Source organism: Cereibacter johrii, assembly GCF_001720585.1.
Lineage (GTDB): Bacteria > Pseudomonadota > Alphaproteobacteria > Rhodobacterales > Rhodobacteraceae > Cereibacter_A > Cereibacter_A johrii.
In genome coordinates this window covers 18,960-42,002 of record NZ_MABH01000242.1, presented here as the reverse complement: position 1 = coordinate 42,002, position 23,043 = coordinate 18,960, and the positions used below count along the sequence as shown (strand labels likewise).

Sequence of the window (23,043 nt, the reverse complement as noted above, 5' to 3'; positions counted from 1 at the left end):
GGCCTCGGCGGCACCGTCGGCCGGGCGGGGGCGCGGCGTCGGCGGGTCGGTCTGCGGCCGGCCCGACCAGGGCTGCGGATATTCCAGCCACTTCTGGATGAAGTTCCACGACTGCAGATAGCCGTCGTGCGGCAGCGTGCAGGACGAGCAGTCCTTGCGCACCAGCCCGTTGCGGTCGGTGTAGGTCTGGTAGGGCCCGGGGCATTCATAGGCGATCAGCGGGCAGTAGCAGAACAGGCAGTTGAACGCGCGCTTCACGCCCGGATGACAGGGCAGGAAGGGACAGTCGCGGTTGGTGAAGCCCTTGAAGGCCTCGTTGAGGGTGGTGTCTTTCGGCTCCATGGCCACTCCTTCGGTCCTTTGACCGGAAGGCGGAAGGTGGCTGATCCCGGCGCGGAGGCACGGGCCCATGCCTCCGGGCCCGCCGCCCGGGATGGTCGTCAAGGCCCGGCAGGTCTCCTGGCTCGCGGCTCGGACGCCGGCTGCCCCTTCCCGGCCCGGAGGGCCAGTGGCATGGCAGATGGCTCGCCGCTCACAGTTGCGGGGGCAGCGCCGGACTTGCACCGGCTTCCCTCTTCGCCCGCGGGATCACCGCGGGAACCAGGGCCCGCCGACGATGCGGCGCGGCGCCGGCCCTGTCAACCGGAGCCGCGGTGCCCTCGCGCCGCAGTTGACAGCCGGCAACGTCCGGCGGGGCGACCTGTAAGCCGGCAGAGCGGCCGGACCTCCGATGTGTCGCGGATCGAGCCGGGCGGCTCTGTCGGCCCCGTCGCGAGGGAGAAAGCCGCGGGCCCTTCCGGTGCGACACGTCTCGGACCAACCGGAGACGCTCTTGCGCGGTGCGGCCGATCCGCTATTTCTGGGGCCGGGACAGAGGACCCTTGCAACCGATGAAGTCTGCAGACCGAACCTTCTGAATAGGGCTCCGGGCGCGCGCTCGGGGCGATCGTGCGATGGCATCGGCCGTCGCACCGCTTCCGCTTGTGGGCGGACCTTCCCAGACATTCAGAGGTTTGACATGCAGAACCACTTCGACAGCCCCTTTCGGGGCGTGACGCTCGACAAACAGGTCACGAACCCGAACATCCTCGTCGGGCGCTACAGCTATTACTCGGGCTATTACCACGGCCACGGTTTCGACGACTGTGCCCGCTATCTGCTGCCGGACGAGGGCGTGGATCGTCTTGTCATCGGCAGCTTCTGCTCCATCGGATCGGGAGCCGCCTTCATCATGGCCGGCAATCAGGGGCACCGGGCGGACTGGATCAGCACCTTCCCCTTCTTCTGGATGCAGGAGGTGCCGGCCTTCGCCGGGGCCAGGAACGGCTATCATCCCGCCGGGGACACGATCATCGGGAACGACGTCTGGATCGGCGCGGAGGCGGTGATCCTGCCCGGAGTGAGGGTCGGCGATGGGGCGGTCGTGGGCACCCGCGCCGTCGTCACGCGCGACGTCCCGCCCTATGCCATCGTCGCGGGCAATCCGGCGCGGGTCATCCGCCACAGGTTCGAGGAGGAGGAGATCCGGCTGCTCCTCGAGATGCGCTGGTGGGACTGGCCGGAGGAGGCGCTGCGCAAGGCCATGAGCCTGATGACGGCGGGGGATGTAGGGCAGCTCCATGCCCATTGGGTGCGCAGCATCCGGTCTTGACGACCGGCAAGGCCCGCCCCTTGGGCCGGGGCGGGCTCCCTTGCACCGGGCGTTGTCAGGGGGGCGCCTTCAGCGGCCCCGAGCCGCCGCCCGATCTCCCCCAAGGCACGCCGCCCCGGCAGCGATGGGACCGGGCGCTGTCAGGGGCGCCTCCAACGGCCCCGAGCCGCCGCCCGATCTCCCCGAGGCACACCGCCCGGGCCGCGATGGGACCGGGCAGCCGCTTTCGGTCCTTCGGCGTCTCCGTCCCGGACCGGGTGAACGGACCGTCCCGCCGGTCTTCGGGAGGTGGGTTCGTTCGTGTCCGACCGGGCGCCCGGTTCGAGCGCATCGGCCGGTGGCTGCGGCCCATAGCTCTCCGACACCGCCCGATGGCGATCTCCATGAGGCGCGGCCCCCCTTTCCCGCTTGGTGTTCGCCGGCGCGCAGCGCTTGCCCCGGGCCGCAGCACCGGCGGCCCGGGGCAGCGGAGTCAGTTCAGCAGGCGCTTCAGCGCAGGAACCTTCGAGAGCAGCAGCACGTCGAGGGCCATCACCCCGAGCAGGGCGACACCGGCCATCGGAAAGGCCATCGCAAGCGCGAGGGCGACCAGCACCGCGCCTTTCCACAGAGGCATGTCGCGCGGCACGGGCGGCGCGGCCAGCCTGCCGGCCCCCGAAGGACGACGCTTCCACCACATGGCGATCCCCGTCACGCAGGTCGCGATGACCAGAAGCAGGAACAGGAGGTTGAAGACGAAATTCAACGGCCCCACCAGTCCCTTGTGGAGACCGATCCCCCAGGCCATGGCCTTGGCCATCGGCGAATAATCCGCATAACGGACATCCGCCAGCACGTTCCCGGTCAGCCGATCGAGATGCGTCGTCCGGTCTGCCCATGGCATCACGCCATCTTCGTTGCGGACCTCCGCCATGACCGTGAAGACGCCGGTTTCATCCTGCGGAACGGAGATCCTGTACTGGCCCGAGAACCCGTTCCGGTCGGCCCAGGCGCTGACCGTATCGAGCGTAACCCTGTCGGCCACGCCGACGGCACCGGCATGGCTGCCCGAGGCGGGCATCGGCACCTGCTCCATGCCCCATGCCACGTCCTGATGACCCGCATGGTTCATCGAGGCATGGGTCCGGTCGGAGAGGGGAATGCCGGTCCAGGAGATCTCGGCCGGAAAGGACGACCAGGGCTGCACGAACTGCGCTCCCCAGATCCCGGTCCAGGACAGGCCGGACAGGACGAACAGCAGAAGGAAGAGCGAGATCGCGGTCCCCACGCTGGCGTGCAGGGACTTGAGCAGGCTCCGCCCCCGCGCCCGGAGGTCCGGGACGAGGGCGCGGATGCCTGCCTGGGGCAGCCACATCCAGAGCCCGGTGACGATCAGGAGAAGGGTCAGCGAGGCCGCGGTCTCCATGATCCGGTCGCCGGTATCTCCGATCAGGAGGGTTCCGTGGATGCGGTTGGCGATGGCATAGAGCGTCGTGGTCTTGTCCTGACTGTTCAGAACCGCGCCGCTGTAGGGATCCACCGCGACGGACATGACGGCATGGCCCTGCTCGATGGCGAAGAAGGCGGGCCGGCCCGGCGCTTCGGGAGCGACATACTGGTTCAGGATCCCGCCGGGGACCGCAGCGAGCGCGGCTTCGGCCTGAGCGGTCACGGGGATCGCGGCGCCCGTGATCGCGACGTCTGCGACAGTCCCGAGCTGGTTCGATGTCGCGGTCGAGATCATCATGATCGCGCCGGTCACGGCGAGGATCAGCAGGAAGGGCACGACGAAAAGCCCGGCATAGAAATGCCACCGCCATGCGGCAAAATAGAGCTTGTTCCTGTGCGAGCGCGATGTCTCGCTCTGCGGATGGGTGGCTTCGGTCGTCATCTGGTCGGTATCCTCATGAAAGCTGGTCGTGCGCGGCCCGGATCAGGGGGCGGCACATGATCGGGAAAGGTCGGGGGGCGCCTCGGCGCGGAACAGGCAGGCCTGCCGTTCCGCCGCCTCAGACGGTGGCGCCCCGGGTTCGGTCGCAAGGCAGGGCTGCGCTGGCGGGCAGGGACAAGCCGCTCGAGGGCCTCCCGCTCATTGGCGGCTCCCGCCACGATCCGCCGCGGCGGGAAAGCCGCGTTCGGCACCGTTCGGGCCACGCGTCTCCAGCCGCCCCGCGAGGTCTTCGAACCGGCGATCGCCTGCCTTTCCCTCGGGGGTCAGGCGGAAGCCATGCCCCCCGTCGGCAAGGACATGCAGCTCTGCCGGAACGCCCGCCTGCCGCCACACCACGCGGAGGCGCAGGCTGTCATCCGGCGCATCGGAGAGGATGATGACGGGGCCGCGAAGGGAAACCTCCCCGGCGAGAGCAGGTCTGGCGCACGGGGATGGGCTGGCGGGCGGACGCCCGGCCATTCTCAAGGGGTCGTTCATGAGGGTTCCGACATGAGCAAGTCACGTCAGCGGACGGTGTCACGCCGCGGACCTGGGACAGAAAGGACGTCCGGACGAGACGCAGCTCGCCCGGCATGACCGCTTCAGCTCAGTTCGGGTGGGCCTCGTGGGGCATGAGAGTGATCTCGGGCCTGCGCGGCGCGGTAGAGATCGGCGCTCTCCTTCCATCCGGCGCTCGGGCAGAAAACGCGCCAGATGCCCACAGGCGCGGGCGAGGGCGTATCCGGTGTCAAATGGCAGAAGGGGCAGCGATGCTCGTGCTGGGGCGCATCCCCGCAGATGGCGTCGAGAGACAGGCCCAGCGCCGCGACCTCGGCACGGAGGAGCGAATGTTCATCGGGCGCCATCATCCGGGCAGACGCAACGCTGCCCACCGCCAGAAGCAGGACGGCAAACAGCATGGTCACGATATGTCGCGAAAGCGCACCCATGACTGCCTGATACATCAATGGTTCATCTTGTAACATCATTTTCAGACGGCCGCGTCGCGACGAGCAGCGCGCCCCGGCCCGGCGGGCCGGTCAGGCAGACGTGCAACCGGCAGCCCATCGACCCGCCTTGGCGGAACCCGAAACGGCCCGAGGCCGGGCGCGCCTTCCGAAGGGAGGAGCGGGCGCCACCGCCGTTGCCGGTGGCTGTCGGCGCCCGCGCCCCCCGACGAGAGCGCAAGCGAAGCCTCGAGGCAGCGGAGAGGTCCGCTTTCGGACGAGGTGCCGGAGTCTCGAGGCCCTCCCCCACGGCTCGGTCGGGCCCCGTGCGTCCGGCGTCAGCGACGCCCGATGCGATAGGGTCAACGGTTGCGGGCGGCGATGCCCGGGCCCTGCCGGAAGATCGTGAGGCCTTCCGGCAGGGCTTGGGAAAGGGCCCGGCCCGATGCAGGGCCGGTGCCGGTTCCCGCCTGCCTGCGACCGGGGCGAGCCATCCTGCGCGGGGGTCAGTCTTGCAGAGCGGCCTGCCCCATCACGCGCGCGGCCAGCTCCCGCTCGAGGTCGTAGGCCGGCCAGAGGTCGCCCTCGTCCTGAGCGTTCATGCAGGGCTTCAGCCCCTCGCGCAGGCGGCCCCGCACCAGAGCCGCGATGCCCGCGCCCATCTCCAGCGCGCGCTGCAGCACGGCAGCGCCGTCCTCGGCCAGCTCCTGCACCAGACCGATCTGATGAGCCCGCGCGCCCGAGATCGGGTCGCCGGTCAGCACCATCCGCCGGGCCTCTCCCTGCCCCAGCACCTCGGAGGCGATCCGGTAACCGCCGATCGCCCCCACCTTCACCTCGGGCAGGCCCAGCTTCGCGTCGGGGGTGGCGAGGCGGATGTCGCAGGCGCAGGCCAGCATGAAGCCCGAGCCCATCGCCGCCCCGTGGATCGCGGCCAGGGCGGGGATCGGGCTCTCGCGCACCGCGCGCAACCCGTCGCGGACGGCCGCGGTGCCGGCCAGCGTCTCCCCGGGCGAGAGGCGCGCGAACTCGCGGAAGTCGTTGCCGCCGCAGAAGTGGCGCCCGGGCTGGCCCGTGAAGACCACCGCCCCCGCGCCGTCCCGCTCGAGCCCGGCCAGGATCCCGGGCAGCAGCCGCCAGTGGGCGAAGCTCACCGCATTGACCGGCGGATTGTCCAGCCGGATCAGCGCGACCTCGCCCGAGCGCTCGACCCCGAACATCAGCGCGCCGCGTAGGAGGGCTGGCGCTTCTCGAGGAAGGCCATCGCCCCCTCGCGCGCCTCGGGCGTCCGGCGCACCGCGGCGGTGAGGGTGCATTCGAACTCGTAGCCCTCCTTCATGTTCATGTCCTCCGTCCGGTTCAGCCCCAGCTTGGCGAGGCGGATGGCGGGCGGGCTCTTCGAGGCGATCTCCTCGGCGATGGCCATGGCGCGCGGCATCACCTCCTCGGGCGGCACGACCTCATCGACGATGCGGGCGCGCAGGGCCTCGTCGGCGCGGACGCGGCGGCCGGTATACATCATCCAGCGCGTCATCCCCTGCCCCGCGAGCCGCATGACATGGCGCGAGCCGCCGAGCACGCCCACATCGATCTCGGGCAGAGCGAAGACCGCGCGTTCGGACGCGATGCGGATGTCGCAGAGCGAGGCCAGCACGATCCCCGTGCCCACGGCCGCGCCGTTGATGGCGCCCACGACCGGGATCGGGCAATCGTAGAGCGCGTTGAAGGTCAGCCGGACATGGGCCAGATATTCGGTGGCCCGGTCGAATTCGAGATCGACGAAGTCGTTCACGTCGTTGCCGCCGCAGAAGACCTTGCCCGCGCCGGTCAGCACCGCCACACGCATGGCGGGATCCTCGCCCAGCCGGTGGAAGGTGCGGCGGATCTCGTCATAGACCTCGAGGCTTACGGCATTCGCCGGCGGCCGGTCGAGCGTCACGACCGCGAGCCCGCGGTCGACCGAGACCTTCACGAACCTGTTTTCATAGTCCACGGATCTTCCTCCTCAATGTCCCAGATAGCTGGCTTCGACGGCCCCGGACGAGAGCAGCTCGTCCGCAGGCCCCTCGGCGGCGACAGCGCCGCTTTCGAGAACGACGGCATGGCGCGCGATCATCTCGGCCAGCGTCAGGTTCTGTTCGACCAGCAGCACGGCCACGCCGCGGCTGGCGATCCTCGTGACGGCCTGGCCCACCTGGGCCACCGCCTTGGGTGCGAGCCCCTGGCTCGGCTCGTCGAGCAGGAGGACGCGGGGCCGCGCCATCAGCGCCCGCGCCAGGGCGAGCATCTGCTGCTCGCCCCCCGACAGGAGCCCCGCCATCTGGCCCTGCCGCTCGGCGAGGATCGGGAAGAGCTCGGCCACGTCGTCGAACTGGGCCGCGGTCGGCTCGCCATGGACATAGGCGCCGAGGCGCAGGTTCTCGCGCACGGTCATCTCGGGGAAGACCTGCCGCCCCTCGGGCACGAGGGCCACGCCGCGGCGCACCCGCTCGGCCGGATCGCAGCGCGAGATATCCTCGCCGTCGAGCAGGATCGCGCCGGAGCGGAGCGGGATAAGTCCGGTGATCGCGCGGCAGAGCGTGGTCTTGCCCACGCCGTTCGCCCCCATCACCACCGTGGGTCTCCCGGAGACCGCCGAGACGCTCACCCCGTGCAGCACCTCCATCCGGCCATAGCCGGCGCGCAGGTCGCAGACCTCAAGCATCCTCTTTCCTCCGGCCGAGATAGACGTCGATGACCTCGGGGTTGCGCTGGCAGTCGGCGGCCGTGCCCTCGAACAGGAGCCGCCCGCGGTCGAGCACCGCCACCCTGTCGGCGAGCGACATGAGGAAGCGCACATTGTGCTCGATCAGCAGCACGGTGACGCCGCGGAGGTTCCAGTCCCGGATCAGCCGGGCCAGCCGGTCGACCTCGCCGCCCGTCAGGCCCACCGCGGGCTCGTCGAGCAGGAGAAGCCGCGGCTTCAGCGTGAGGGCGAGCGCAATGCCGAGGTGGCGGAGCGTGGCATAGGGCAGGTCGCCCGCCGGCCGGTCGAGGACGGGGCCGAGCCCGAAGGCCTCGATCAGCTCGGCCGCATCCGCGGCCCGGCCCGAGGCGGCGGCCGCGATCCGGAGGTTCTCGCGCACGCTGAGGCCGAGGAAGGCGCGCGTCTGCTGGAAGGTGCGCACGATCCCGCGCGAGACCGCATCCGCGATGGGCCAGGGCCCTCCGGCCTCGCCCGCGAAGCGCAGGCTGCCCGATGTGGGCCGGATCAGCCCGGAGATCATGTTGACGAGCGTGGTCTTGCCCGCCCCGTTGGGCCCGAGGAGGCCGTAGATCTGGCCCTCCTCGACCGCGAGCGACACGTCCTGCACCGCCACGAGCCCGCCGAAGCGCACGCCCAGCTTCTCGAGTTCCAGAAGGCTCATGGCCGCCGCTCCCCGGCCGGTGCGGCGCGGAAGCCGGCCCCGGTCCTCAGCCGGGCGAGACCGGCGGTGGCGAGGCTCGCAAGGCCCCGCGGCGCGAAGATGACGAAGACGAGGAGCAGGACGCCGTAGGCCATCAGGCTGTAGCCCGACGCCACGCGCAGCGCCTCGGGCAGCGCGGTCAGGAGCGCCGCGCCGAGGATCGGGCCCCAGAGCGTGCCCATGCCCCCCACAACCACCAGCGCCACGAGCTGGAAGCCTGCGCCGAGCACGGTGAAGCTTTCGGGCGCCACGAAATTCGAGATGGCGGCGAAGAGCGCACCGGCGAAGCCCGTGAAGATGGCGCTGAAGACGAAGGCCGCGAGACGCGCCTGGCCCACGCGGATGCCGAGCGCCTGGGCCAGGGTCAGATCCTCGCGCACCGCGAGGCAGGCGGCCCCGAGCCGCGAGCGCACGAAGAGCTGCGCGGCGAGGAAGGTCGCAAGAAGCAGCGCGAGGGCGAGCAGGGCGTTCCAGCCGTTCTGGTCGAGCGGCACCCAGTCGGGGCGCCCCGGGCTGGGGATGCCCACGAAGCCGCCCACGCCGCCGGTGAGGCCTGCCAGAACCAGGAACAGCTGGTGGCCGATGAGGCCGATCCCGAGGGTGAGGACCGCGAAGTAAAGGCCGCGGGTGCGGAAGGCGAGCAGCGCGATCACCGCGCCCGCCGCTCCGGCGACGAGGCCCGCGGCGGGCAGCGCCGCCCAGAAGGGCCAGCCGTGATGCGCGGTCAGGATCCCGCAGGCATAGGCGCCCACGCCGAAGAGCGCGCCATGGGCGAGCGAGAGATAGCCCGTGTAGCCCAGAAGCACGTCGAAGGAGACGGCCAGCGTGGCGAAGATGGCGCCCAGCGTCACGACATAGAGCAGATAGTCATCCAGTCGGAGCGCGAGCGTGGCCGCGACGAGGAAGAGGGCGACGGCCGCGACCGTCACGCGGAGGAGATCGGTCCGGGGCATCAGCGTTCCACCTGTGCTTGGCCGAAGAAGCCCTGCGGCCGCAGCAGCAAGACGGCGACGAGGATGGCGAAGGCGCCGATGTCGGACAGTTCGGACGAGATGTAGCCCGCCACCATCACCTCGACGACGCCGAGGAAGAGCCCGCCGAAGACCGCGCCCGGCAGGCTGCCGATGCCGCCGAGGACCAGCACGACGAAGGCCTTGAGCACCGGGTTGACGCCCATGGTCGGATAGATCGGAAAGGTGGCGCCCAGAAGCGCGCCCGCGATGGCGCCCAGCGCCGCGCCGATGGCGAAGGTCGCAAGCCGCACCTGAAACATGCTGATCCCCATCAGGAGCGCCGCGTCGCGGTTCTGCGCCACCGCCCGGATGGCCAGCCCCAGCCGCAAGCGGTTGAGCACGAGCCAGACCCCCGCCGCGGCGAGCAGGAGGCTCGCCATCACGATGAGCTGCATCCAGGTGACGATGAAGAAGGGCGTGCGCAGCACCCCCGTGACCGGAGCGGGAATGGTGCGCGCCTCGCCGCCCCAGATCAGCATCGCGCTCTGCTGCAGGATGATCGAAGCGGCCAGCGCCGAGATCATCATGCTGAGCGGCGGGGCCTGCTCGACCGGCTTGAAGGCCAGCCGGTCCACGAGACAGCCGAGCAGGATCACGGCGCCCACGGCGAGCGCCATGGCCAGCCAGAAGTTCATCCCGGCCAGCACCATCGCATAGGTGAGGAACGCCCCCAGCATGTAGAACTCGCCATGGGCAAAGTTCGGGATCAGCAGCACTCCGAAGATCAGCGTGAGGCCGAGGGCCACGAGGGCATAGGTGCTGCCCAGCGCAAGCCCGTTGACCAGTTGCTGGACGAAGAGGTCGATCATGGTGCGTCCTCCCTCTCGTCCGCTCAGCGGATCACGTCGGTGGCGGGATGCCAGCCCTCGCCCTGCCAGACGCTGACGGCGCTGCGGAGCGTCACCTGGCCCTTGTCGTCGAAGAGCTGCCCGCCCTCGCCCGGCACATAGTCCGAGATGAGCTGCGGCACCTCCTCGACGGTCAGGTCGGCCAGCGCCGCATTCACCGCCGCATTCTCGAGACTGCCCGCCTTCTCGATGGCGGCCTTGAGGATGTGGACCGCATCGTAGCTGAGCACGCTCAGCTCGCCCGCGGGCTCGTTGAAGCGGGCGCGGTAGGCCTCTTCCAGCGCGATGGCCTTCTCGTTGCCGAGCGCGATGTAATCCTCGGTCGTGGCGGGGATGCAGTTGTAGACCCCCTCCATCTCGGCCGCCGAGATGTTCTTCAGCACCGTCGAGGGCGGCGAGACCATCTCCCAGACGACCTGCCCCTCGAAGCCGAGCTGGCGGGCCTGCTTGGTGATGAGCGCGCCCTCGGCCGGATAGCCGCGGATCAGGAGCACGTCGGGGTTGCGGCTCGCCACGCGGGTCAGCGTGGCCGAGAAGTCGGTGTCGCCGAGCTTGTAGCCCTCCTCGCCCGCGATCTCGGCCCCGAGCTCCTTCAGGCTCGCGGCGAGCGCGGGCTGGGTGCCCACGAAGCCCGCGTGGAAACGGTCGGTCATCATCGTGACCGAGCCGTAGCCCTTGGCCTTGAAGAGAGCGACGACCGAGACGTCGTACTGGCTGACGGTCGCCTGATTGCGGAAGATGTTGCGCCCGTTGGTGACGCCCTCGGCGATGGTGCCGTCGATGATCTGGGTGATCGCGTCCGACCGGTCGATGATCGGAAAGAGCGCGGGCCCCACGCCGCTCGAGAGCGGGCCGATCACGAAGCGCACGTCCGACGAGACGAGCTTCTTCAGCGCCGAGACCCCGACGGTGGGGTTGGCCTGCGTATCCTCGGTCTGGATGCGGAAGGTGTGACTTTCGCCCCCCACGGAGAGACCGCCCGCGGCATTGATCTCCTCGACCGCGAGCTGGATCGCCCGGCTCTCGGGCAGGCCGTAGAAATTCGCAGGCCCGGTGATGGGATGCAGGTCGCCCACCACGATCTCGTCCGCCCAGAGGGGCGTCGCGAGCATTGCAAGGGCGCATGCGGCGCCAATGCCAGAAAATGGCTTCATGGTCTTCCTCCCTTGGTCGATGTCTTCCGTCCGTGGACTGCCGGCGCCTCTACGCGCGCTCGGCAGCGATCGCTTTTCTGACTTCGTGCTTCTTGATCTTGCCGGCCGGCGTCTTCGGCAGCTCGCGCACGAAGATCACCTGCCGGGGCGCCTTGAACCCCGCGAGCCGGTCGCGGACGAAGCGCCTCACCTCCGCCTCGGCCAGATCGGTGCCCGGTTCGGCCACCACCACCGCCACCACCCGCTCGCCGTAATCGTCGTCGGGCAGCCCCACCACCGCGCAGTCGCGGATGGCGGGATGGGTCACGAGGATCTGCTCCACCTCCTTGGCGAAGACATTCTCGCCGCCGGTGCGGATCATGTCCTTCTTGCGGTCGACGAGATGGACGAAGCCCTCCTCATCCACCCGGCCCAGATCGCCCGTGTGCAGCCAGCCCCCGGCGAAAGCCTCGGCCGTGGCCTCGGGGCGGTTCAGATAGCCGCTCATGAGCGCGGGCCCCCGCACGCAGATCTCGCCCAGCGCGCCCCGAGGCACCTCGCGCAGATCCTCGTCGAGCAGCGCCACCTGCACCCCCGGCACCGGCTGGCCGATGGAGAGCGGCTTGCCCATCGCCGTCTCGGGCCGGTTGATGCAGATGTAGGGGCCGCCCTCGGTGAGCCCGTAGGCATTGGCGATGCGCAGCCCCTCCGCCCCACGTTCGCGGAAGGCCTCGACGATGCGCAGGATCAGCGCCGACGGATCGTAGTTCGCATAGGCGATGAGGCGCATCGAGGACATGTCGGAGGTGGCCCAGGCCTGCGACTCGACCATCTGGCGCAGGACCAGCGGCACGCCGAACATGCCGTTGCAGCGGTGCGCCTCGATCTCGGCCACGGCCGCGTCGGCCTCGAACCGCTCGGCGATCACGGCGGCACCGCGGCGCATGAAATAAAGCTTCAGGTAATCCCAGGCGCCGGTGTGAAAGAGGGGCATGTAGCAGAAGAACCGCTCGTGCTGGCCGATGCCGAAGACGGGCAGCGCGGCCAGCGCGTCGAGCACCGTGCGCCGGTGCGAGATCAGCGCGCCCTTGGGCCGCCCGGTCGTCCCCGACGTATAGAGCACGAGGTGGGGGTCGTCCCAGCTTTCAGGGCGCGAGACGGGCGCGCGGCCTCCGCCGGCCGCGATCTCGGCCCAGGGGATCGTGCCGGGCGCCTCCTCCCCGCGCAGGACCAGCGCCGGAGGGTCGGCGAGCGGCGCAATGGCCTCGCGGGCGGCCCCGAGGAACTCCGCGCTCGTCACGAGGAGGAGCGGCTGACAGTTGCCGAGGATGTAACCCAGCTCGGCCGGACGCAGCCACATGTTGACCGGGGCAAGCACCGCGCCCATGCCGGCCAGCGCATAGCCGAGCAGGACGTAATCGTCGGAGTTGCGGTCGAGCACCGCCACCCGGCTGCCCCGGCGCACGCCCTGCGCCGCAAGACCCTGCTGGATGCGCGCCATGTCGGCCGCGAACTCGGCCCAGCTCCGGGTGCGGCCGCGGAAGATCAGCGCGGCGCTGTCGGGCGCCCAGCGCAGGTTGTCCGCCACCACATCCCCCAGAAGGAACGGGAGCCCCCCGCGGTCAGGCTGCACTGAAGCCTCCGTCGACGACGACGGTGGCGGCGGTGGTGAAGCCGGACCGGTCCGAGCAGAGGAAGGCCGCGGTATGGGCGATGTCGCGCGGATGGCCGAGGCGCCCGATGGGCAGCACGTCGGGCTGCGAATAGGCCAGCACCTTCTCGGTCATCGGCGTCTCGATCACGCCCGGGCAGATGCAGTTCACGCGGATGTTCTTGGGCCCGCATTCAATGGCGAGCGCCCGGCTGAGCGAGAGCACCCCGCCCTTCGAGGCGGAATAGGCGTTCAGCTTCTCCCAGCCGGTGATCGCCACGACAGAGGCGATGGTCACGATGCTGCCGTGGCCCTGCGCCTCCATCACGCGCACCGCCTCGCGGCAGACGTTGAAGGTGCCGGTGAGATTGACGGCGATGATCCTGTCCCAGGTCTCGTCCGAGACGGCGGTGATCGGCCCGTCGCTGCGCGGCCGCCAGACGCCCGCGCAATTGACCACCGCATCGACCCGCCCGAAGGCCTCGCGCGCCGCGGCGAAGGCCCGCTCGACCGCGGCCGGGTCGGTCACGTCGCAGTTCAGCGCAACCTGCCCCTCCGGTGCCTCGCCCGGGACGAGATCGCAGATCGCGGTCCGCGCGCCCAGTTCGACACAGACCTCCGCCACGCTGCGGCCGATGCCGCTGGCCCCGCCGGTGACGAGCACCACCTTGCCGTCCAGATAGTCGCCTGACACGTTCATCCTCCCGATATGGTCTGATCCGGCCGATGCCGCCCCGCATCCTCCGGCCCGAACTGCGCTCAGGGCACGGAGGCCCCCCCGCCGGGCTCCCGCAGGAGCCCGCGCACGATCATGTCCGACAGCGTCTCGGCCACCGTTTCCGGAGACTGGCCCACATAGGGCGACCAGCGGTGGACGGCCGAGAGCATCCCGAGGATTCCGAAGGTCGCCACATCCACCTCGACTTCGCGGAAGATGCCTGCTGCGCAGCCGTCCACGAGGATCTTGCGCACCCAGCCCTCGAATTCGCGCTCGCGTTCGGCCAGACTGCGGCGGTCCTCCTGCTCGATCACATGGCGCTCGCGCCAGAAGACCGTCAGGAAGCGGCGGTGGCTGATGTTGTAGAGCGACTGGTAGCGGATGAGGCGGCGGAGCCGTTCCTCGGGGCCGCCGGTGTCGAAGGCGATGTTCTGGATCGCGTCGAAGAAGTTGCGCGTGATGTCCGCGTAGAGCGTCTCGAGCAGGTGCGACTTGTTGCGGAAATAGTGGTAGATCGCGGGCTTGCTGACGCCGCAGGCGCTCGCGATCTCGTTCATCGACGTGCCCGCAAAGCCCTTGGTCTCGAAGAGCGCGAGAGCGCGCTCATAGATCACGCGCCGCACCTCGTCCGCACGCTCGCCGCCATTGGCGGGTTTCGGCATCTCCTTGATGGTGGCGGTCTTGCGGGTCATCTCTGTCTCCTGCCCTCACCTTACTTACCGGTCGGTAACATAGTCAACGGAATTGTTGGAAGGGCTTGCGGCTCGAGGTCCGCCAGAGATGAATCCCTTGCATTCAGTGCATTAGCCGGACTGCATGAGCAGGCTCACCGCCTTGCCGGCAATGTGGCACCGGCCCGATGCCATGCGCTCAAGCGCCGTGGCCCGCTGACGATCCGGTTCGAACCGGAGATGACTCGGGAAGCATGGCAATCTCCCGAGCCAGCGATCCGGGCGCGCGGATCGTCATGGGGCGTCTGCTCCTCCGGCGGAGCGGGGTGCCGGCGAACTCGGTCGAATTGCAGGCCTTGGGGGCGGCGGGGCGAGGGCCCGGTTTCTCGGCCGGGCCCGGCTGGCGGCTGCGGGAGCGGCCTCGGCCCGGCCCGCAGGCGGTGTCAGGAAAAGCGGCCGCCGCGGAACAGGCTGAGGGGGCCGATCCCGATCAGAGGGCGCGGCGGGCCGTCTCCCGGGCGCGGTCCCAGATGGCGCAGAGGCGCGCGTAGCGTTCGGCCATCCGGTCGGTGGCCTCCGCATCGTCGATGGTGCCGGCAAGCCAGCCCTGCGCGACCTCGCCGAAGATCGTGCGCCCGATGGCGAAGCCCCGCACCAGATCGAACTCTGCCGCGACCTCGAAACTGGCGGCGAGGTCCGCCTCGGACGCATCGAGCCCCAGAACCACGATGCCGCGGGTATGGCGGTCGTGCGCCTCGATGGCCGCAATCGCATTCGCCCAGGCCGTGCGCGTGACCATCGGTTCGAGCTTCCACCAGTCGGGATAGATGCCCGCGGCATAGAACTGCCCGATCAGCGTCGCCGTCGTCCCGTCATCGACCGGCGCCACCTTGGAGGGGATGACCTCCAGCAGGAACTCGAGCCCGTTGCGCCGGGCAGCGGTGAAGAGGCGCTTCACCGTGGCCTCCTGATCGCGGCGCGTTTCGGCATCGTCGTCCGGGTGGCAGAAGCACAGCACCTTCACCACATTCTCGCGCGCCCATTCCTGCAGCCCGCCGCAGTCGGGGCCGAGCTCGGGCTCGAGCTGCAGGGGCCGCGAGCCGGGCCATTCGCAGGGGCGCCCGATCCAGAGGCCCGTGCCGCTGGCCGCATGGAGCGCCGCGCGCCCGATCCGGTTGTCGCAGAGGATGCCGTAGCCCGGCCGGCCACGGGCCACCTTCAGCGCGGCCTTCAGGCAGAGCTCCTTGAAGGCGCCTCCCCTGGCCGGCGTATAGCCCGCCATCTGCTCCAGCTGGATCCGGTGATCGAAGGCGAAGACGCGCATCGTCGACCAGTCGCCGCCCATCCGGCCCTGCCGGTTGGTGGCCCAATGGATCTGCTCGAGCGCCTCGTCATTGCGCAGATCCGGTCGGATCACGCCGCGCTCGAGGAAGAACTCCATCTCGGCAAGGCTCGGATAGGCCGGGGTGCAGCCATGCCGGCTGACCGCGAAGGCGCCGCAGGCATTGGCATATTTGAGCGCGGTCGGCCAGTCGGCGCCCTCGAGCCAGCCCTTGAGCAGCCCCGAGAAGAAGCCGTCGCCGGCGCCCAGCACGTTGAAGACCTCGATGGGAAAGCCGGGGCCGGTCTGGCCCTCGTCGAGACTGTCCGGGATCGCGCCCTCGAAGGCCACCGCCCCCTTCGCGCCCCGCTTGCAGACCAGCGTGGCCTCCGACACCGCCCGCACCGCGCGCAGCGCGGCCAGCGTGTCCGTCGTGCCGCCCGCGATGTGGAACTCCTCCTCGGTGCCCACGATCAGGTCGAAGAGATGGAGCGTGCCCTGCAGCTTGGTCGTGACCTTGCCGCTTTCGACGAAGCGGCTCTCGCCGTCGCCGTGCCCCGCGACCCCCCAGAGGTTCGGGCGATAATCGATGTCGAGCGCGGTCTTCGCCCCGTGCAGGCGCGCGAGCGTCAGCGCCTTGAGCACGGCGGCCTCGGTGCGCGGATGGCTCAGATGGGTGCCGGTGGCAAGCACGGCGCGCGCCTCGGCGATGAAATCCTCGTCGATATCCTCCTCCGAGAGGGCCATGTCGGCGCAATTCTCGCGGTAGAAGATCAGCGGAAAGCTCGCCTCGTCGCGGATGCCGAGCAGGACGAGCGCGGTCAGCCGGTCCGGGTCGGTCGCCACACCGCGGACATCCACCCCCTCGCGCACCAGCTGCTCGCGGATGAAGCGGCCCATATGCTCGTCACCGACGCGGGTGATGACGGCCGTCTTCAGTCCCAGACGGGCGGTGCCGCAGGCGATGTTGGTGGGCGATCCGCCGATATATTTGGCGAAGGAGCCCATGTCCTCGAGCCTGCCGCCGATCTGCGTCCCGTAGAGATCGACCGAGCTGCGCCCGATCGTGATCACATCCAGCGTCTTGCCCATGCCCACGCGTCTCCCCATCGCCGAAGCCCTCCCCGCCCGCATCCGCGGCAGGGAACGGTCGATGTGAAACTATGGTTCTAAAAAAATGTCAACACGGAACGTTCATTCCATATCGCCCGTCAGGCTCCGCTCCGGCCGAGACGGCGATGTTCTGCCGTGGCGACGCTCAGCGCCATGACGAGCGTCATGGCCGCGGTCGAGGTGCGAAAGCCCGCATAATCCGCCTCGGCCAGCAGGAGCCGGGCCGCGGCCCCGGTGCAGAGCGGTGACAGGCGCGAGTCGGTGATGGCCACGATGGGCACCTCCTGCGCGCGCAGCTGCTCGGCCGCCTCGATGGTCTGGGCGGTGTAGGGGGCGAAGCTGATGAGGATCGCGGCATCTCCGGGCCCTGCGAAGGCCAGAAGGTCGTTGTCGATCCCGTTGACCGAGCCGCAGATCTCGCTGCGGATGCCGAGCTTGGCCAGGGCATAGCGCAGCTGGATCAGCGGCGGGAAGGCGCGGCGGCGCGCGACCAGATAGACGGTCCCCGCCCGCGCCAGCAAGGCCGCCGCCGCGTCGAACTGGTCGAGATCCATGTCGCGCTGCAGCCACGCAAGCGATTCCTGTCCGGCCGCGATGAAGCCGTTCAGCACCGCGCGCGAGGGCACCTGATCCGCATCCTGCCCGAGGGTGGCGAGCCTGCTGTCGTAGGACTGGTTCCTGTCGCGCAGCCGCTCGCGGAACAGCAGTTGCAGGTCGCTGAAGCCCTCGAACCCGTTGGCCTTGGCAAAGCGGATCAGCGTCGAAGGCTGCACGCCCGCCCCCTCGGCGATGCTGGCCGTGGTGCCGAAGGCCACCTCATCGGGATGGGCGACGAGATAGCTCGCGGTCTGGGCGAGGCGCTTGGGCATCGTCTCGAGGTCGGCTGCGAGCCGCGTGCAGAGGTCGTCGTAGCTGGTGGGGCGGTCGTCCCTGACGCTCATCGCAATGTCTGTCCCTGTCCTGTCTTGCGCGGGAGCCTACCGCCAGAGCCCGAAGCTGACCAGCGGGGCGCGGGTCCGGCCCCTCGGATGCAATGTATATTTTCTTCTTGAAAGAAATGGAACATTCATTCTATCTACCTGACGGGACGAGGGGGATCCGGGAGGGGAATCGCCATGCGCGCTTGTGTCATCCGTGCCGCAAGGGATCTGAGCATAGAGCCGTGGGCCGAGCCCGCGCTGCGGGCGGGAGAGGTCCGCCTCGATCTCGCCTGGGGTGGGATCTGCGGCTCGGACCTGCATTATTTCCAGCATGGGCGGGTGGCGAACTCGATCCTGCGCGAGCCGATGATCCTCGGCCACGAGTTCAGCGGCCGGATCCGCGAGGTGGGTCCGGGCGTCGAGGGGCTCGAGCCGGGGATGGCCGTGGCGGTCAATCCCTCGCGGCCCTGCGGCACCTGCGACCAGTGCCGAGCGGGGCTCACGCACCTCTGCCGCTCCATGCGCTTCATGGGCAGCGCCGCGCATTTCCCCCATACCCACGGCGGGTTTGCCGAGCGTCCGGTGGTGCAGGCCTCGCAATGCGTGGCCCTGCCCGAAACGGTCGATCTGGCCCTCGCCGCGCTGAGCGAGCCCTATGCGGTGGCGCTTCATGCGGTGGCGCTGGCCCAGATCGCGCCGGGCGCGTCGGTGCTGGTGACGGGTGCGGGCACCATCGGCAGTCTGGTGGCCGTGGCCGCACGGCAGGCGGGCGCGGGCCGGCTGATCGTGACCGACATTGCCGAGCCTGCGCTGGCCCGCGTCCGTGCGGTGACAGGCGCCGAGACGCATCTGGTGGGCGATCCCGAGGCCACCCGTGCCGCCGAGGCCGCCATCGGCGAGGTCGATGTGGTGCTCGAGGCCTCGGGCGTGTCGGCGGCGCTCGACATGGCGATCCGCTGCATCCGCCCGCGCGGCCGCATCGTGCAGGTGGGCTTCCTGCCCCCCGAGGCCAGGCTCTCTCTGGCCGGCCTCCTGATCCGCGAGGCCGCGCTGATCGGTGCCTACCGCTTCCTCGGCGAATTCGACGAGGCGGTGCGGCAGATCTCGACCGGCGCGGTGGATCTCGCGCCCTTCGTGACCGCGCGCTTCGGCATGGAGGCGGCCGAAGAGGCCTTCGCCGCCGCCGCCGACCGGACGCACAACGTCAAGGTCCTGTTGAGCTTCGGGAGCTGACCCCATGACTTCACCCACGATCCTGCATCTGAGCCCCGGGGCTTTCCATCGCGCGCATCAGGCGGTCTATGCCGAGGCGCTGATCCGCGCGGGCCATCCCGAGGCGGGGATCCGCGACATCTGCCTGTTCCCGCCGCTGATCGGCGCGGCCCATGCCGCGCAGGGCGGCGTCTATCATGTCCTCCTGCGCGACCAGACGCGCGAGGACCTGCTGCGGATCACGGCGATCCGCGAGGTTCTGGACCGGCCCCACCCCGACATGCTCTGCGATCCGGCGCTGCGGCTGGTCACCATGACCCTGACCGAGAAGGGCTACTGCCATGTTCCGGGCACGGACCGGCTCGATCCGGCCGCGGTGGCGCAGGATCTGGCCGATCCGCAGCATCCGCGCACGGCGCTCGGCTGGCTGGCCCTTGCGCTGGTGCGCCGCCGCGCGGCCGGGCTGCCGGGGATCACGCTGGCAAGCTGCGACAATATCCCGGTCAACGGACGGCTTCTGGAAGCTGTCCTCACGGCCTATGTGGCCGAGGCCTTCCCGGATCTCCTCGACTGGATGGCCGCGAACGTGACCTTCCCCGTGTCGATGGTGGACCGCATCGTGCCGCGCGTGGATGCCGCCGCGGCGGAGAGCATCGCCGCGCTGGCCGGGGCGCCGGATGCGCTCGGCGTCGTGGCCGAGCCCTTCGGTCAGTGGGTGATCGAGGATCGCTTCGCCCTGCCGATCCCTCCGCTGGACAAGGTGGGGGTGCAGATCGTGGCCGATGTCGCGCCCTACGAGCGGATGAAACACCGGATCCTCAACGGGGCGCAGACGGCCATCGCCCATCTGGGCGCGCTCTCGGGCTTCGCCACCAGCTTCGACGCGGCCTCGGACCCGGTGATGGGCGCCTGGCTCGAGCGGTTCTGCGCGGCCCAGGCCCGGACGCTCGCCTGCCCGCCCGGCGAGGATCTGGCGGCCTATTGCCGGGCCACGATGGAGCGGCTTCGCAACCCCCATATCCGCCACCCCCTCACCCAGATCGGCACCGACAGCTCGTTCAAGCTGGGGCAGCGGATCGTCGAGGCGGCGGAGCACCATCTGGAAGGGCCCGAGGCCAGGCTCTATGCCCTGACCATCGCGGCCTGGATGCGCTACAACACCGGCCGGGATGCGGCGGGGCGGCCGATCCCGGTCGAGGATCCGCTGGCGCCCGTCTTCCGGGACATCGACCTTGCCGCAGGCGGCGACCCGTCGGCGCTGGTGGCGGGCTATCTGCGGCTCGACCTGTTCGAGGGCCCGCTGCGGCAGAACGAGCTGTTCCGCCGCCGGCTGGTCGCGCTCTGCGCCGCGCTGGAGACCCGCAAGCCACGCGACATCATTCTGGCCTCGCTGAACCATGCGGAGGCGGAGGAGGAACTATGTTGACTATGATCAGGGGTCGCTCCCCCGAGGAGTGGCTGGGCGTCCTCCTCATGACGCTCGTGCTGGTGCTTCTCAGCATGCAGGTGATCGGCCGCTACGTCCTCGGCTGGTCCTTCGCCTGGATCGAGGAAGTGTCGCGCTTCGCCTTCGTCTGGGCGGTCTATTTCGGCTTTGCCGTCGCGGCCGAGAAGGACCGCCACATCCGCGTCTCGGTGCAGATCGCCTTCCTGCCCCCGCGCGCGCAGAAGATCCTTCTGACCGTGGCCGACCTGATCTGGCTCGGCTTCAACGCGCTCGTGATCTGGTTCGGCACGATCTACATCGCCGACATGTTCGAATTCCCGATGGTCTCGCAGACGACGGGCATCAACATCGCCTGGGTCCAGATGATCGTGCCCCTCGGGTTCCTGCTGCTCAGCTTCCGGGTCATCCAGGTCATGATCCGGCGCTGGAAAAACGACGAGGGTGTCATCGACACCCGCATGGACGAGTGAGGGCCCGATGAGCGCACCCATTATTCTGACGCTGGCCTTCCTCCTGTTCCTGATCCTGGGCGTGCCGGTCGCCGTGTCGATCGGGCTCGCCGCGGTGGCGGGGATGATCGTGGCCGGGATCCCGCTCTCCTATGTGGTTCAGGCGGCCTATTCGGCGGTCAACGACTTCCTCATCATCGCCGTGCCGATGTTCGTTCTGGCGGGCGTCCTGATGGAGAAGGGCGGCCTCACGCAACGGCTGATCGCCTTCTCGCGGACGCTCGTGGGCAGATCGCCCGGGGGGCTGGCGAGCGTGACCATCGTCGCCTGCACCTTCTTCGCCGCGATCTCGGGCTCGGGCCCCGCGACGGCGGCGGCGATCGGGTCGATCATGATCCCCACCATGATCAAGGAGGGCTACCACAAGTCCTTCGCCGCCGCGATCACCTCGAATGCGGGCGGCATCGGCGTCGTCATCCCGCCCTCGATCCCGATGATCATCTACGGCATCACCGCCGAGGTCTCGATCACCGGCCTCTTCATCGCGGGCGTGATCCCGGGGCTGATGCTGGCCGTGGCCCTCACGGCCGTGTCGCGCTACATCTCGGCCCGGCGCGGCTATGCGGTGGCCAACCCCGAAGGCCGCAGCCTGAAACGGATCGGCGCCGCCGCATGGGAGGCCCGCTGGGCGCTGCTCGCCCCGGTCATCATCCTCGGCGGCATCTATACCGGCATCTTCACGGTGACCGAGGCCTCCGTCGTGGCCGTGCTCTATGCGCTCTTCGTCGGCATCTTCATCTATCGCACGATCACCCTGCCCGGCTTCATCGACTCGATGTCCTATGCGGTGCGCCTGACCGGGGTCGTGCTGTTCGTGCTGGTCAGCGGCCGCCTTCTGGGCCGCGTGCTCACGATCTTCCAGGTGCCGCAGGAATTCTCCGCCTTCATGATCGCCACCTTCGAGGATCCGGTGGTGCTGGTCCTGCTCATCATCGCGCTGCTGATCTTCGTCGGCATGTGGATGGAGACCCTGACCCAGCTCATCATCCTGACGCCGCTGCTGCTGCCCGTGGCGGTCAGCGCCGGGATCGATCCGATCCAGTTCGGGATCATGTTCGTCATCGCCTGCGAGATCGGCTATTCGACGCCGCCGCTCGGGGTGAACCTGTTCGTCGCGAGCGAGATCAGCAACGAGACGGTCGAGCGCGTGAGCAAGGCGGCGCTGCCGCTGATCGCCGCCGAGATCGTGGTGCTGCTCCTCGTGACCTTCATCCCGCAGCTGTCGCTGTTCCTGCCCCGGCTCATGGGCCTCGTGCAGTGACCGCGCGCAACCCAATCCAGAGGAGGAAAACATGCTGAAGAAAACACTGGTGGCCTCGGCCCTGTGCCTGATGATGGCGCCTGCCGCCTTCGCGCAGGATTACACCATCCGGCTGTCGCACGGCGACAACGAGAGCAATCCGACCCACCTGACAGCGGTGAAGTTCCAGGAGCTGGTGAAGGAATATACCGACGGAAAGGCCGAGGTTCAGATCTTCCCGAGCAACTCGCTGGGCACCGAGACCGAGGTGGCGCAGGCGCTGCGGATGGGCTCCATCGAGGCCGAGATCCTCTATACCGGCAATCTCGTGCCGCTCGCGCCTTCGGCCGGCGTGCTGATGCTGCCTTACGCCTATACCTCGACCGAGCAGGCGCACAAGGCGATGGACGCGCTGATCGATCCGCTGAACGAGCGCCTGACCAAGGAGGCGGGCGTGCGCGCGCTCGGGCTGATGGAGAAGGGCTTCCGGGTCCTGACCACCAACAGGCCCGTGACCACGCTCGATGATCTGAAGGGCCTCAAGATCCGTGTGTCGCCCAACGACATCGCGATCAAGACCTTCCGCGCCTGGGGGATCGAGCCCTTGCCGATGGACTGGGCCGAGGTCTTCCCGGCGCTGCAGCAGCGCGTCATCGACGGTCAGGAGAACCCCTACACCACGGCCATCTCCTCGCGCTTCTTCGAGGTCCAGAGCGACATCACCGAGATCCACTACATGATGTGGACCGGCCCGCTTTTGATCAGCGAGCGCGCCTTCCAGAAGTATCCCGAGGATATCCAGCAGGCGCTGCTGCGCGCCGGCCGTGAGGCGGTGGATTACGGGCGGCAGGTGTCGGCCGAGCTCACCGAACAGTCGAAGGCCGAGCTGGTCAAGAACGGCATGACCCTCCACGGCGCGCCGAAGGACGAGGAGAAGTGGGAGGCGGCCGCCGCAGCCCTCTGGCCTGAGTTCTACGACCAGATCGGCGGCGAGGAATGGGTCACGCAGGCCATCGAGATCATCAAGGCCACCGGAAAGTAAGCCTGACACACGGAGCGGACCGGCCCCCGGCCGGTCTGCTCCCCCACCACCCCGGGTCCGAGCGGCCGGACCTGCCCCTGCCCCTGCCCCTGCCCCTGCCCCTGAGGGCGGTCAGACGTCTCGCCGCGGCCGGCAAGCGGCTTTGCCCCCGCCGGGGCCGATCCTCCCCTCATCCCCTTTTCCCCGCGCGTTCCCGCCTGCGCTCCGCGCCGCCGGAGAAGCCGCTCCCCCTCCTCACGATGATCCGGCACG

Annotated in this window: 22 protein-coding genes and 1 riboswitch; of the genes, 6 read left to right on the top strand and 16 right to left on the bottom strand. The window is 69.4% G+C overall.

Annotation, left to right across the window (positions count from 1 at the left end):
• On the bottom strand, positions 1-342 hold a 342-nt coding region (locus tag A9O63_RS20285), incomplete at its 3' end, for a cysteine-rich small domain-containing protein (protein WP_069333514.1).
• A 90-nt stretch (positions 343-432) separates the two neighbouring features.
• A riboswitch (cobalamin riboswitch) is annotated at positions 433-620 on the bottom strand.
• 398 nt (positions 621-1,018) lie between these two features.
• Between A9O63_RS20285 and catB the strand changes: the two genes are divergently transcribed.
• Positions 1,019-1,651, top strand: coding sequence for a type B chloramphenicol O-acetyltransferase (catB, locus tag A9O63_RS20280; RefSeq protein WP_069333513.1), 633 nt, complete (start codon positions 1,019-1,021; stop codon positions 1,649-1,651).
• Positions 1,652-2,123: 472 nt separating this feature from the next.
• Here catB and A9O63_RS20275 read toward each other — a convergent pair whose 3' ends face one another.
• From A9O63_RS20275 to A9O63_RS20210, 15 genes are all read right to left on the bottom strand, one after another.
• Complete coding sequence (locus tag A9O63_RS20275) at positions 2,124-3,521, bottom strand: PepSY-associated TM helix domain-containing protein (protein WP_069333512.1); 1,398 nt, start codon at positions 3,519-3,521, stop codon at positions 2,124-2,126.
• 198 nt (positions 3,522-3,719) lie between these two features.
• Positions 3,720-4,058 carry an alpha/beta hydrolase family protein gene (locus tag A9O63_RS23005; RefSeq protein ID WP_141703131.1) on the bottom strand — a complete coding sequence of 113 codons (339 nt, stop codon included), beginning with the start codon at positions 4,056-4,058 and terminating at the stop codon, positions 3,720-3,722.
• A gap of 104 nt (positions 4,059-4,162) precedes the next feature.
• Positions 4,163-4,525, bottom strand: coding sequence for a hypothetical protein (locus A9O63_RS20270; protein WP_235837013.1), 363 nt, complete (start codon positions 4,523-4,525; stop codon positions 4,163-4,165).
• A 488-nt stretch (positions 4,526-5,013) separates the two neighbouring features.
• Positions 5,014-5,727 (bottom strand): enoyl-CoA hydratase/isomerase family protein, encoded by a 714-nt coding sequence (locus A9O63_RS20265; RefSeq protein WP_069333510.1) that lies wholly within the window; start codon positions 5,725-5,727, stop codon positions 5,014-5,016.
• Positions 5,727-6,500, bottom strand: a complete 774-nt coding sequence (locus A9O63_RS20260; protein ID WP_069333509.1) for an enoyl-CoA hydratase-related protein — start codon at positions 6,498-6,500, stop codon at positions 5,727-5,729. Before A9O63_RS20260 ends, A9O63_RS20265 begins: the two co-directional genes overlap by 1 nt.
• Positions 6,501-6,512: 12 nt before the next feature.
• Complete coding sequence (locus A9O63_RS20255) at positions 6,513-7,211, bottom strand: ABC transporter ATP-binding protein (protein WP_069333508.1); 699 nt, start codon at positions 7,209-7,211, stop codon at positions 6,513-6,515.
• Positions 7,204-7,914, bottom strand: coding sequence for an ABC transporter ATP-binding protein (locus A9O63_RS20250; protein ID WP_069333507.1), 711 nt, complete (start codon positions 7,912-7,914; stop codon positions 7,204-7,206). Before A9O63_RS20250 ends, A9O63_RS20255 begins: the two co-directional genes overlap by 8 nt.
• Positions 7,911-8,906, bottom strand: coding sequence for a branched-chain amino acid ABC transporter permease (locus A9O63_RS20245; RefSeq protein ID WP_069333506.1), 996 nt, complete (start codon positions 8,904-8,906; stop codon positions 7,911-7,913). The genes A9O63_RS20250 and A9O63_RS20245 overlap by 4 nt, the downstream gene beginning before the upstream one ends.
• Positions 8,906-9,775 carry a branched-chain amino acid ABC transporter permease gene (locus tag A9O63_RS20240; RefSeq protein WP_069333505.1) on the bottom strand — a complete coding sequence of 290 codons (870 nt, stop codon included), beginning with the start codon at positions 9,773-9,775 and terminating at the stop codon, positions 8,906-8,908. The genes A9O63_RS20245 and A9O63_RS20240 overlap by 1 nt, the downstream gene beginning before the upstream one ends.
• Before the next feature lie 23 nt (positions 9,776-9,798).
• On the bottom strand, positions 9,799-10,926 hold the full coding sequence (locus tag A9O63_RS20235) for an ABC transporter substrate-binding protein (RefSeq protein ID WP_235837012.1): 1,128 nt from the start codon (positions 10,924-10,926) through the stop codon (positions 9,799-9,801).
• Positions 10,927-11,017: 91 nt separating this feature from the next.
• A complete protein-coding gene (locus A9O63_RS20230; RefSeq protein ID WP_069333503.1) occupies positions 11,018-12,580 on the bottom strand; it encodes a class I adenylate-forming enzyme family protein in 1,563 nt (520 codons plus the stop codon).
• Positions 12,570-13,298: an SDR family NAD(P)-dependent oxidoreductase gene (locus tag A9O63_RS20225; protein WP_227471845.1), complete on the bottom strand. Its 729-nt coding sequence runs from the start codon at positions 13,296-13,298 to the stop codon at positions 12,570-12,572. Before A9O63_RS20225 ends, A9O63_RS20230 begins: the two co-directional genes overlap by 11 nt.
• A gap of 59 nt (positions 13,299-13,357) precedes the next feature.
• A complete protein-coding gene (locus A9O63_RS20220; RefSeq protein ID WP_069333502.1) occupies positions 13,358-14,008 on the bottom strand; it encodes a TetR/AcrR family transcriptional regulator in 651 nt (216 codons plus the stop codon).
• A 469-nt stretch (positions 14,009-14,477) separates the two neighbouring features.
• Positions 14,478-16,400, bottom strand: a complete 1,923-nt coding sequence (locus tag A9O63_RS20215) for a bifunctional 5-dehydro-2-deoxygluconokinase/5-dehydro-2-deoxyphosphogluconate aldolase (protein WP_069333501.1) — start codon at positions 16,398-16,400, stop codon at positions 14,478-14,480.
• 119 nt (positions 16,401-16,519) lie between these two features.
• Complete coding sequence (locus A9O63_RS20210; protein WP_069333500.1) at positions 16,520-17,362, bottom strand: MurR/RpiR family transcriptional regulator; 843 nt, start codon at positions 17,360-17,362, stop codon at positions 16,520-16,522.
• A 174-nt stretch (positions 17,363-17,536) separates the two neighbouring features.
• On the opposite strand from A9O63_RS20210, the gene A9O63_RS20205 reads away from it, so the two are divergent.
• Genes A9O63_RS20205 through A9O63_RS20185 form a run of 5 tightly spaced genes read left to right on the top strand, consistent with a single transcriptional unit; the run spans position 17,537 to position 22,791 of the window.
• A complete protein-coding gene (locus A9O63_RS20205) occupies positions 17,537-18,574 on the top strand; it encodes an L-idonate 5-dehydrogenase (protein WP_069333499.1) in 1,038 nt (345 codons plus the stop codon).
• Positions 18,575-18,578: 4 nt separating this feature from the next.
• Positions 18,579-19,979: a mannitol dehydrogenase family protein gene (locus A9O63_RS20200; RefSeq protein WP_069333498.1), complete on the top strand. Its 1,401-nt coding sequence runs from the start codon at positions 18,579-18,581 to the stop codon at positions 19,977-19,979.
• A complete protein-coding gene (locus A9O63_RS20195; protein ID WP_011842436.1) occupies positions 19,973-20,470 on the top strand; it encodes a TRAP transporter small permease in 498 nt (165 codons plus the stop codon). The genes A9O63_RS20200 and A9O63_RS20195 overlap by 7 nt, the downstream gene beginning before the upstream one ends.
• Before the next feature lie 7 nt (positions 20,471-20,477).
• A complete protein-coding gene (locus A9O63_RS20190; protein ID WP_069333497.1) occupies positions 20,478-21,770 on the top strand; it encodes a TRAP transporter large permease in 1,293 nt (430 codons plus the stop codon).
• A gap of 31 nt (positions 21,771-21,801) precedes the next feature.
• Positions 21,802-22,791 carry a TRAP transporter substrate-binding protein gene (locus tag A9O63_RS20185; protein WP_069333496.1) on the top strand — a complete coding sequence of 330 codons (990 nt, stop codon included), beginning with the start codon at positions 21,802-21,804 and terminating at the stop codon, positions 22,789-22,791.
• Positions 22,792-23,043 lie beyond the last annotated feature (252 nt).

Coding starts and splice junctions, on each gene's coding strand:
- A9O63_RS20265 (WP_069333510.1), bottom strand. CDS start 5,727: ATGTTCGGGGTCGAGCGCTCGGGCGAGGTCGCGCTGATCCGGCTGGAC.
- catB (WP_069333513.1), top strand. CDS start 1,019: ATGCAGAACCACTTCGACAGCCCCTTTCGGGGCGTGACGCTCGACAAA.
- A9O63_RS20215 (WP_069333501.1), bottom strand. CDS start 16,400: ATGGGCAAGACGCTGGATGTGATCACGATCGGGCGCAGCTCGGTCGAT.
- A9O63_RS20235 (WP_235837012.1), bottom strand. CDS start 10,926: ATGCTCGCGACGCCCCTCTGGGCGGACGAGATCGTGGTGGGCGACCTG.
- A9O63_RS20190 (WP_069333497.1), top strand. CDS start 20,478: ATGAGCGCACCCATTATTCTGACGCTGGCCTTCCTCCTGTTCCTGATC.
- A9O63_RS20225 (WP_227471845.1), bottom strand. CDS start 13,298: ATGAACGTGTCAGGCGACTATCTGGACGGCAAGGTGGTGCTCGTCACC.
- A9O63_RS20195 (WP_011842436.1), top strand. CDS start 19,973: ATGTTGACTATGATCAGGGGTCGCTCCCCCGAGGAGTGGCTGGGCGTC.
- A9O63_RS20185 (WP_069333496.1), top strand. CDS start 21,802: ATGCTGAAGAAAACACTGGTGGCCTCGGCCCTGTGCCTGATGATGGCG.
- A9O63_RS20275 (WP_069333512.1), bottom strand. CDS start 3,521: ATGACGACCGAAGCCACCCATCCGCAGAGCGAGACATCGCGCTCGCAC.
- A9O63_RS20200 (WP_069333498.1), top strand. CDS start 18,579: ATGACTTCACCCACGATCCTGCATCTGAGCCCCGGGGCTTTCCATCGC.
- A9O63_RS20220 (WP_069333502.1), bottom strand. CDS start 14,008: ATGACCCGCAAGACCGCCACCATCAAGGAGATGCCGAAACCCGCCAAT.
- A9O63_RS20270 (WP_235837013.1), bottom strand. CDS start 4,525: ATGTATCAGGCAGTCATGGGTGCGCTTTCGCGACATATCGTGACCATG.
- A9O63_RS20205 (WP_069333499.1), top strand. CDS start 17,537: ATGCGCGCTTGTGTCATCCGTGCCGCAAGGGATCTGAGCATAGAGCCG.
- A9O63_RS20245 (WP_069333506.1), bottom strand. CDS start 8,906: ATGCCCCGGACCGATCTCCTCCGCGTGACGGTCGCGGCCGTCGCCCTC.
- A9O63_RS23005 (WP_141703131.1), bottom strand. CDS start 4,058: ATGAACGACCCCTTGAGAATGGCCGGGCGTCCGCCCGCCAGCCCATCC.
- A9O63_RS20210 (WP_069333500.1), bottom strand. CDS start 17,362: ATGAGCGTCAGGGACGACCGCCCCACCAGCTACGACGACCTCTGCACG.
- A9O63_RS20250 (WP_069333507.1), bottom strand. CDS start 7,914: ATGAGCCTTCTGGAACTCGAGAAGCTGGGCGTGCGCTTCGGCGGGCTC.
- A9O63_RS20240 (WP_069333505.1), bottom strand. CDS start 9,775: ATGATCGACCTCTTCGTCCAGCAACTGGTCAACGGGCTTGCGCTGGGC.
- A9O63_RS20255 (WP_069333508.1), bottom strand. CDS start 7,211: ATGCTTGAGGTCTGCGACCTGCGCGCCGGCTATGGCCGGATGGAGGTG.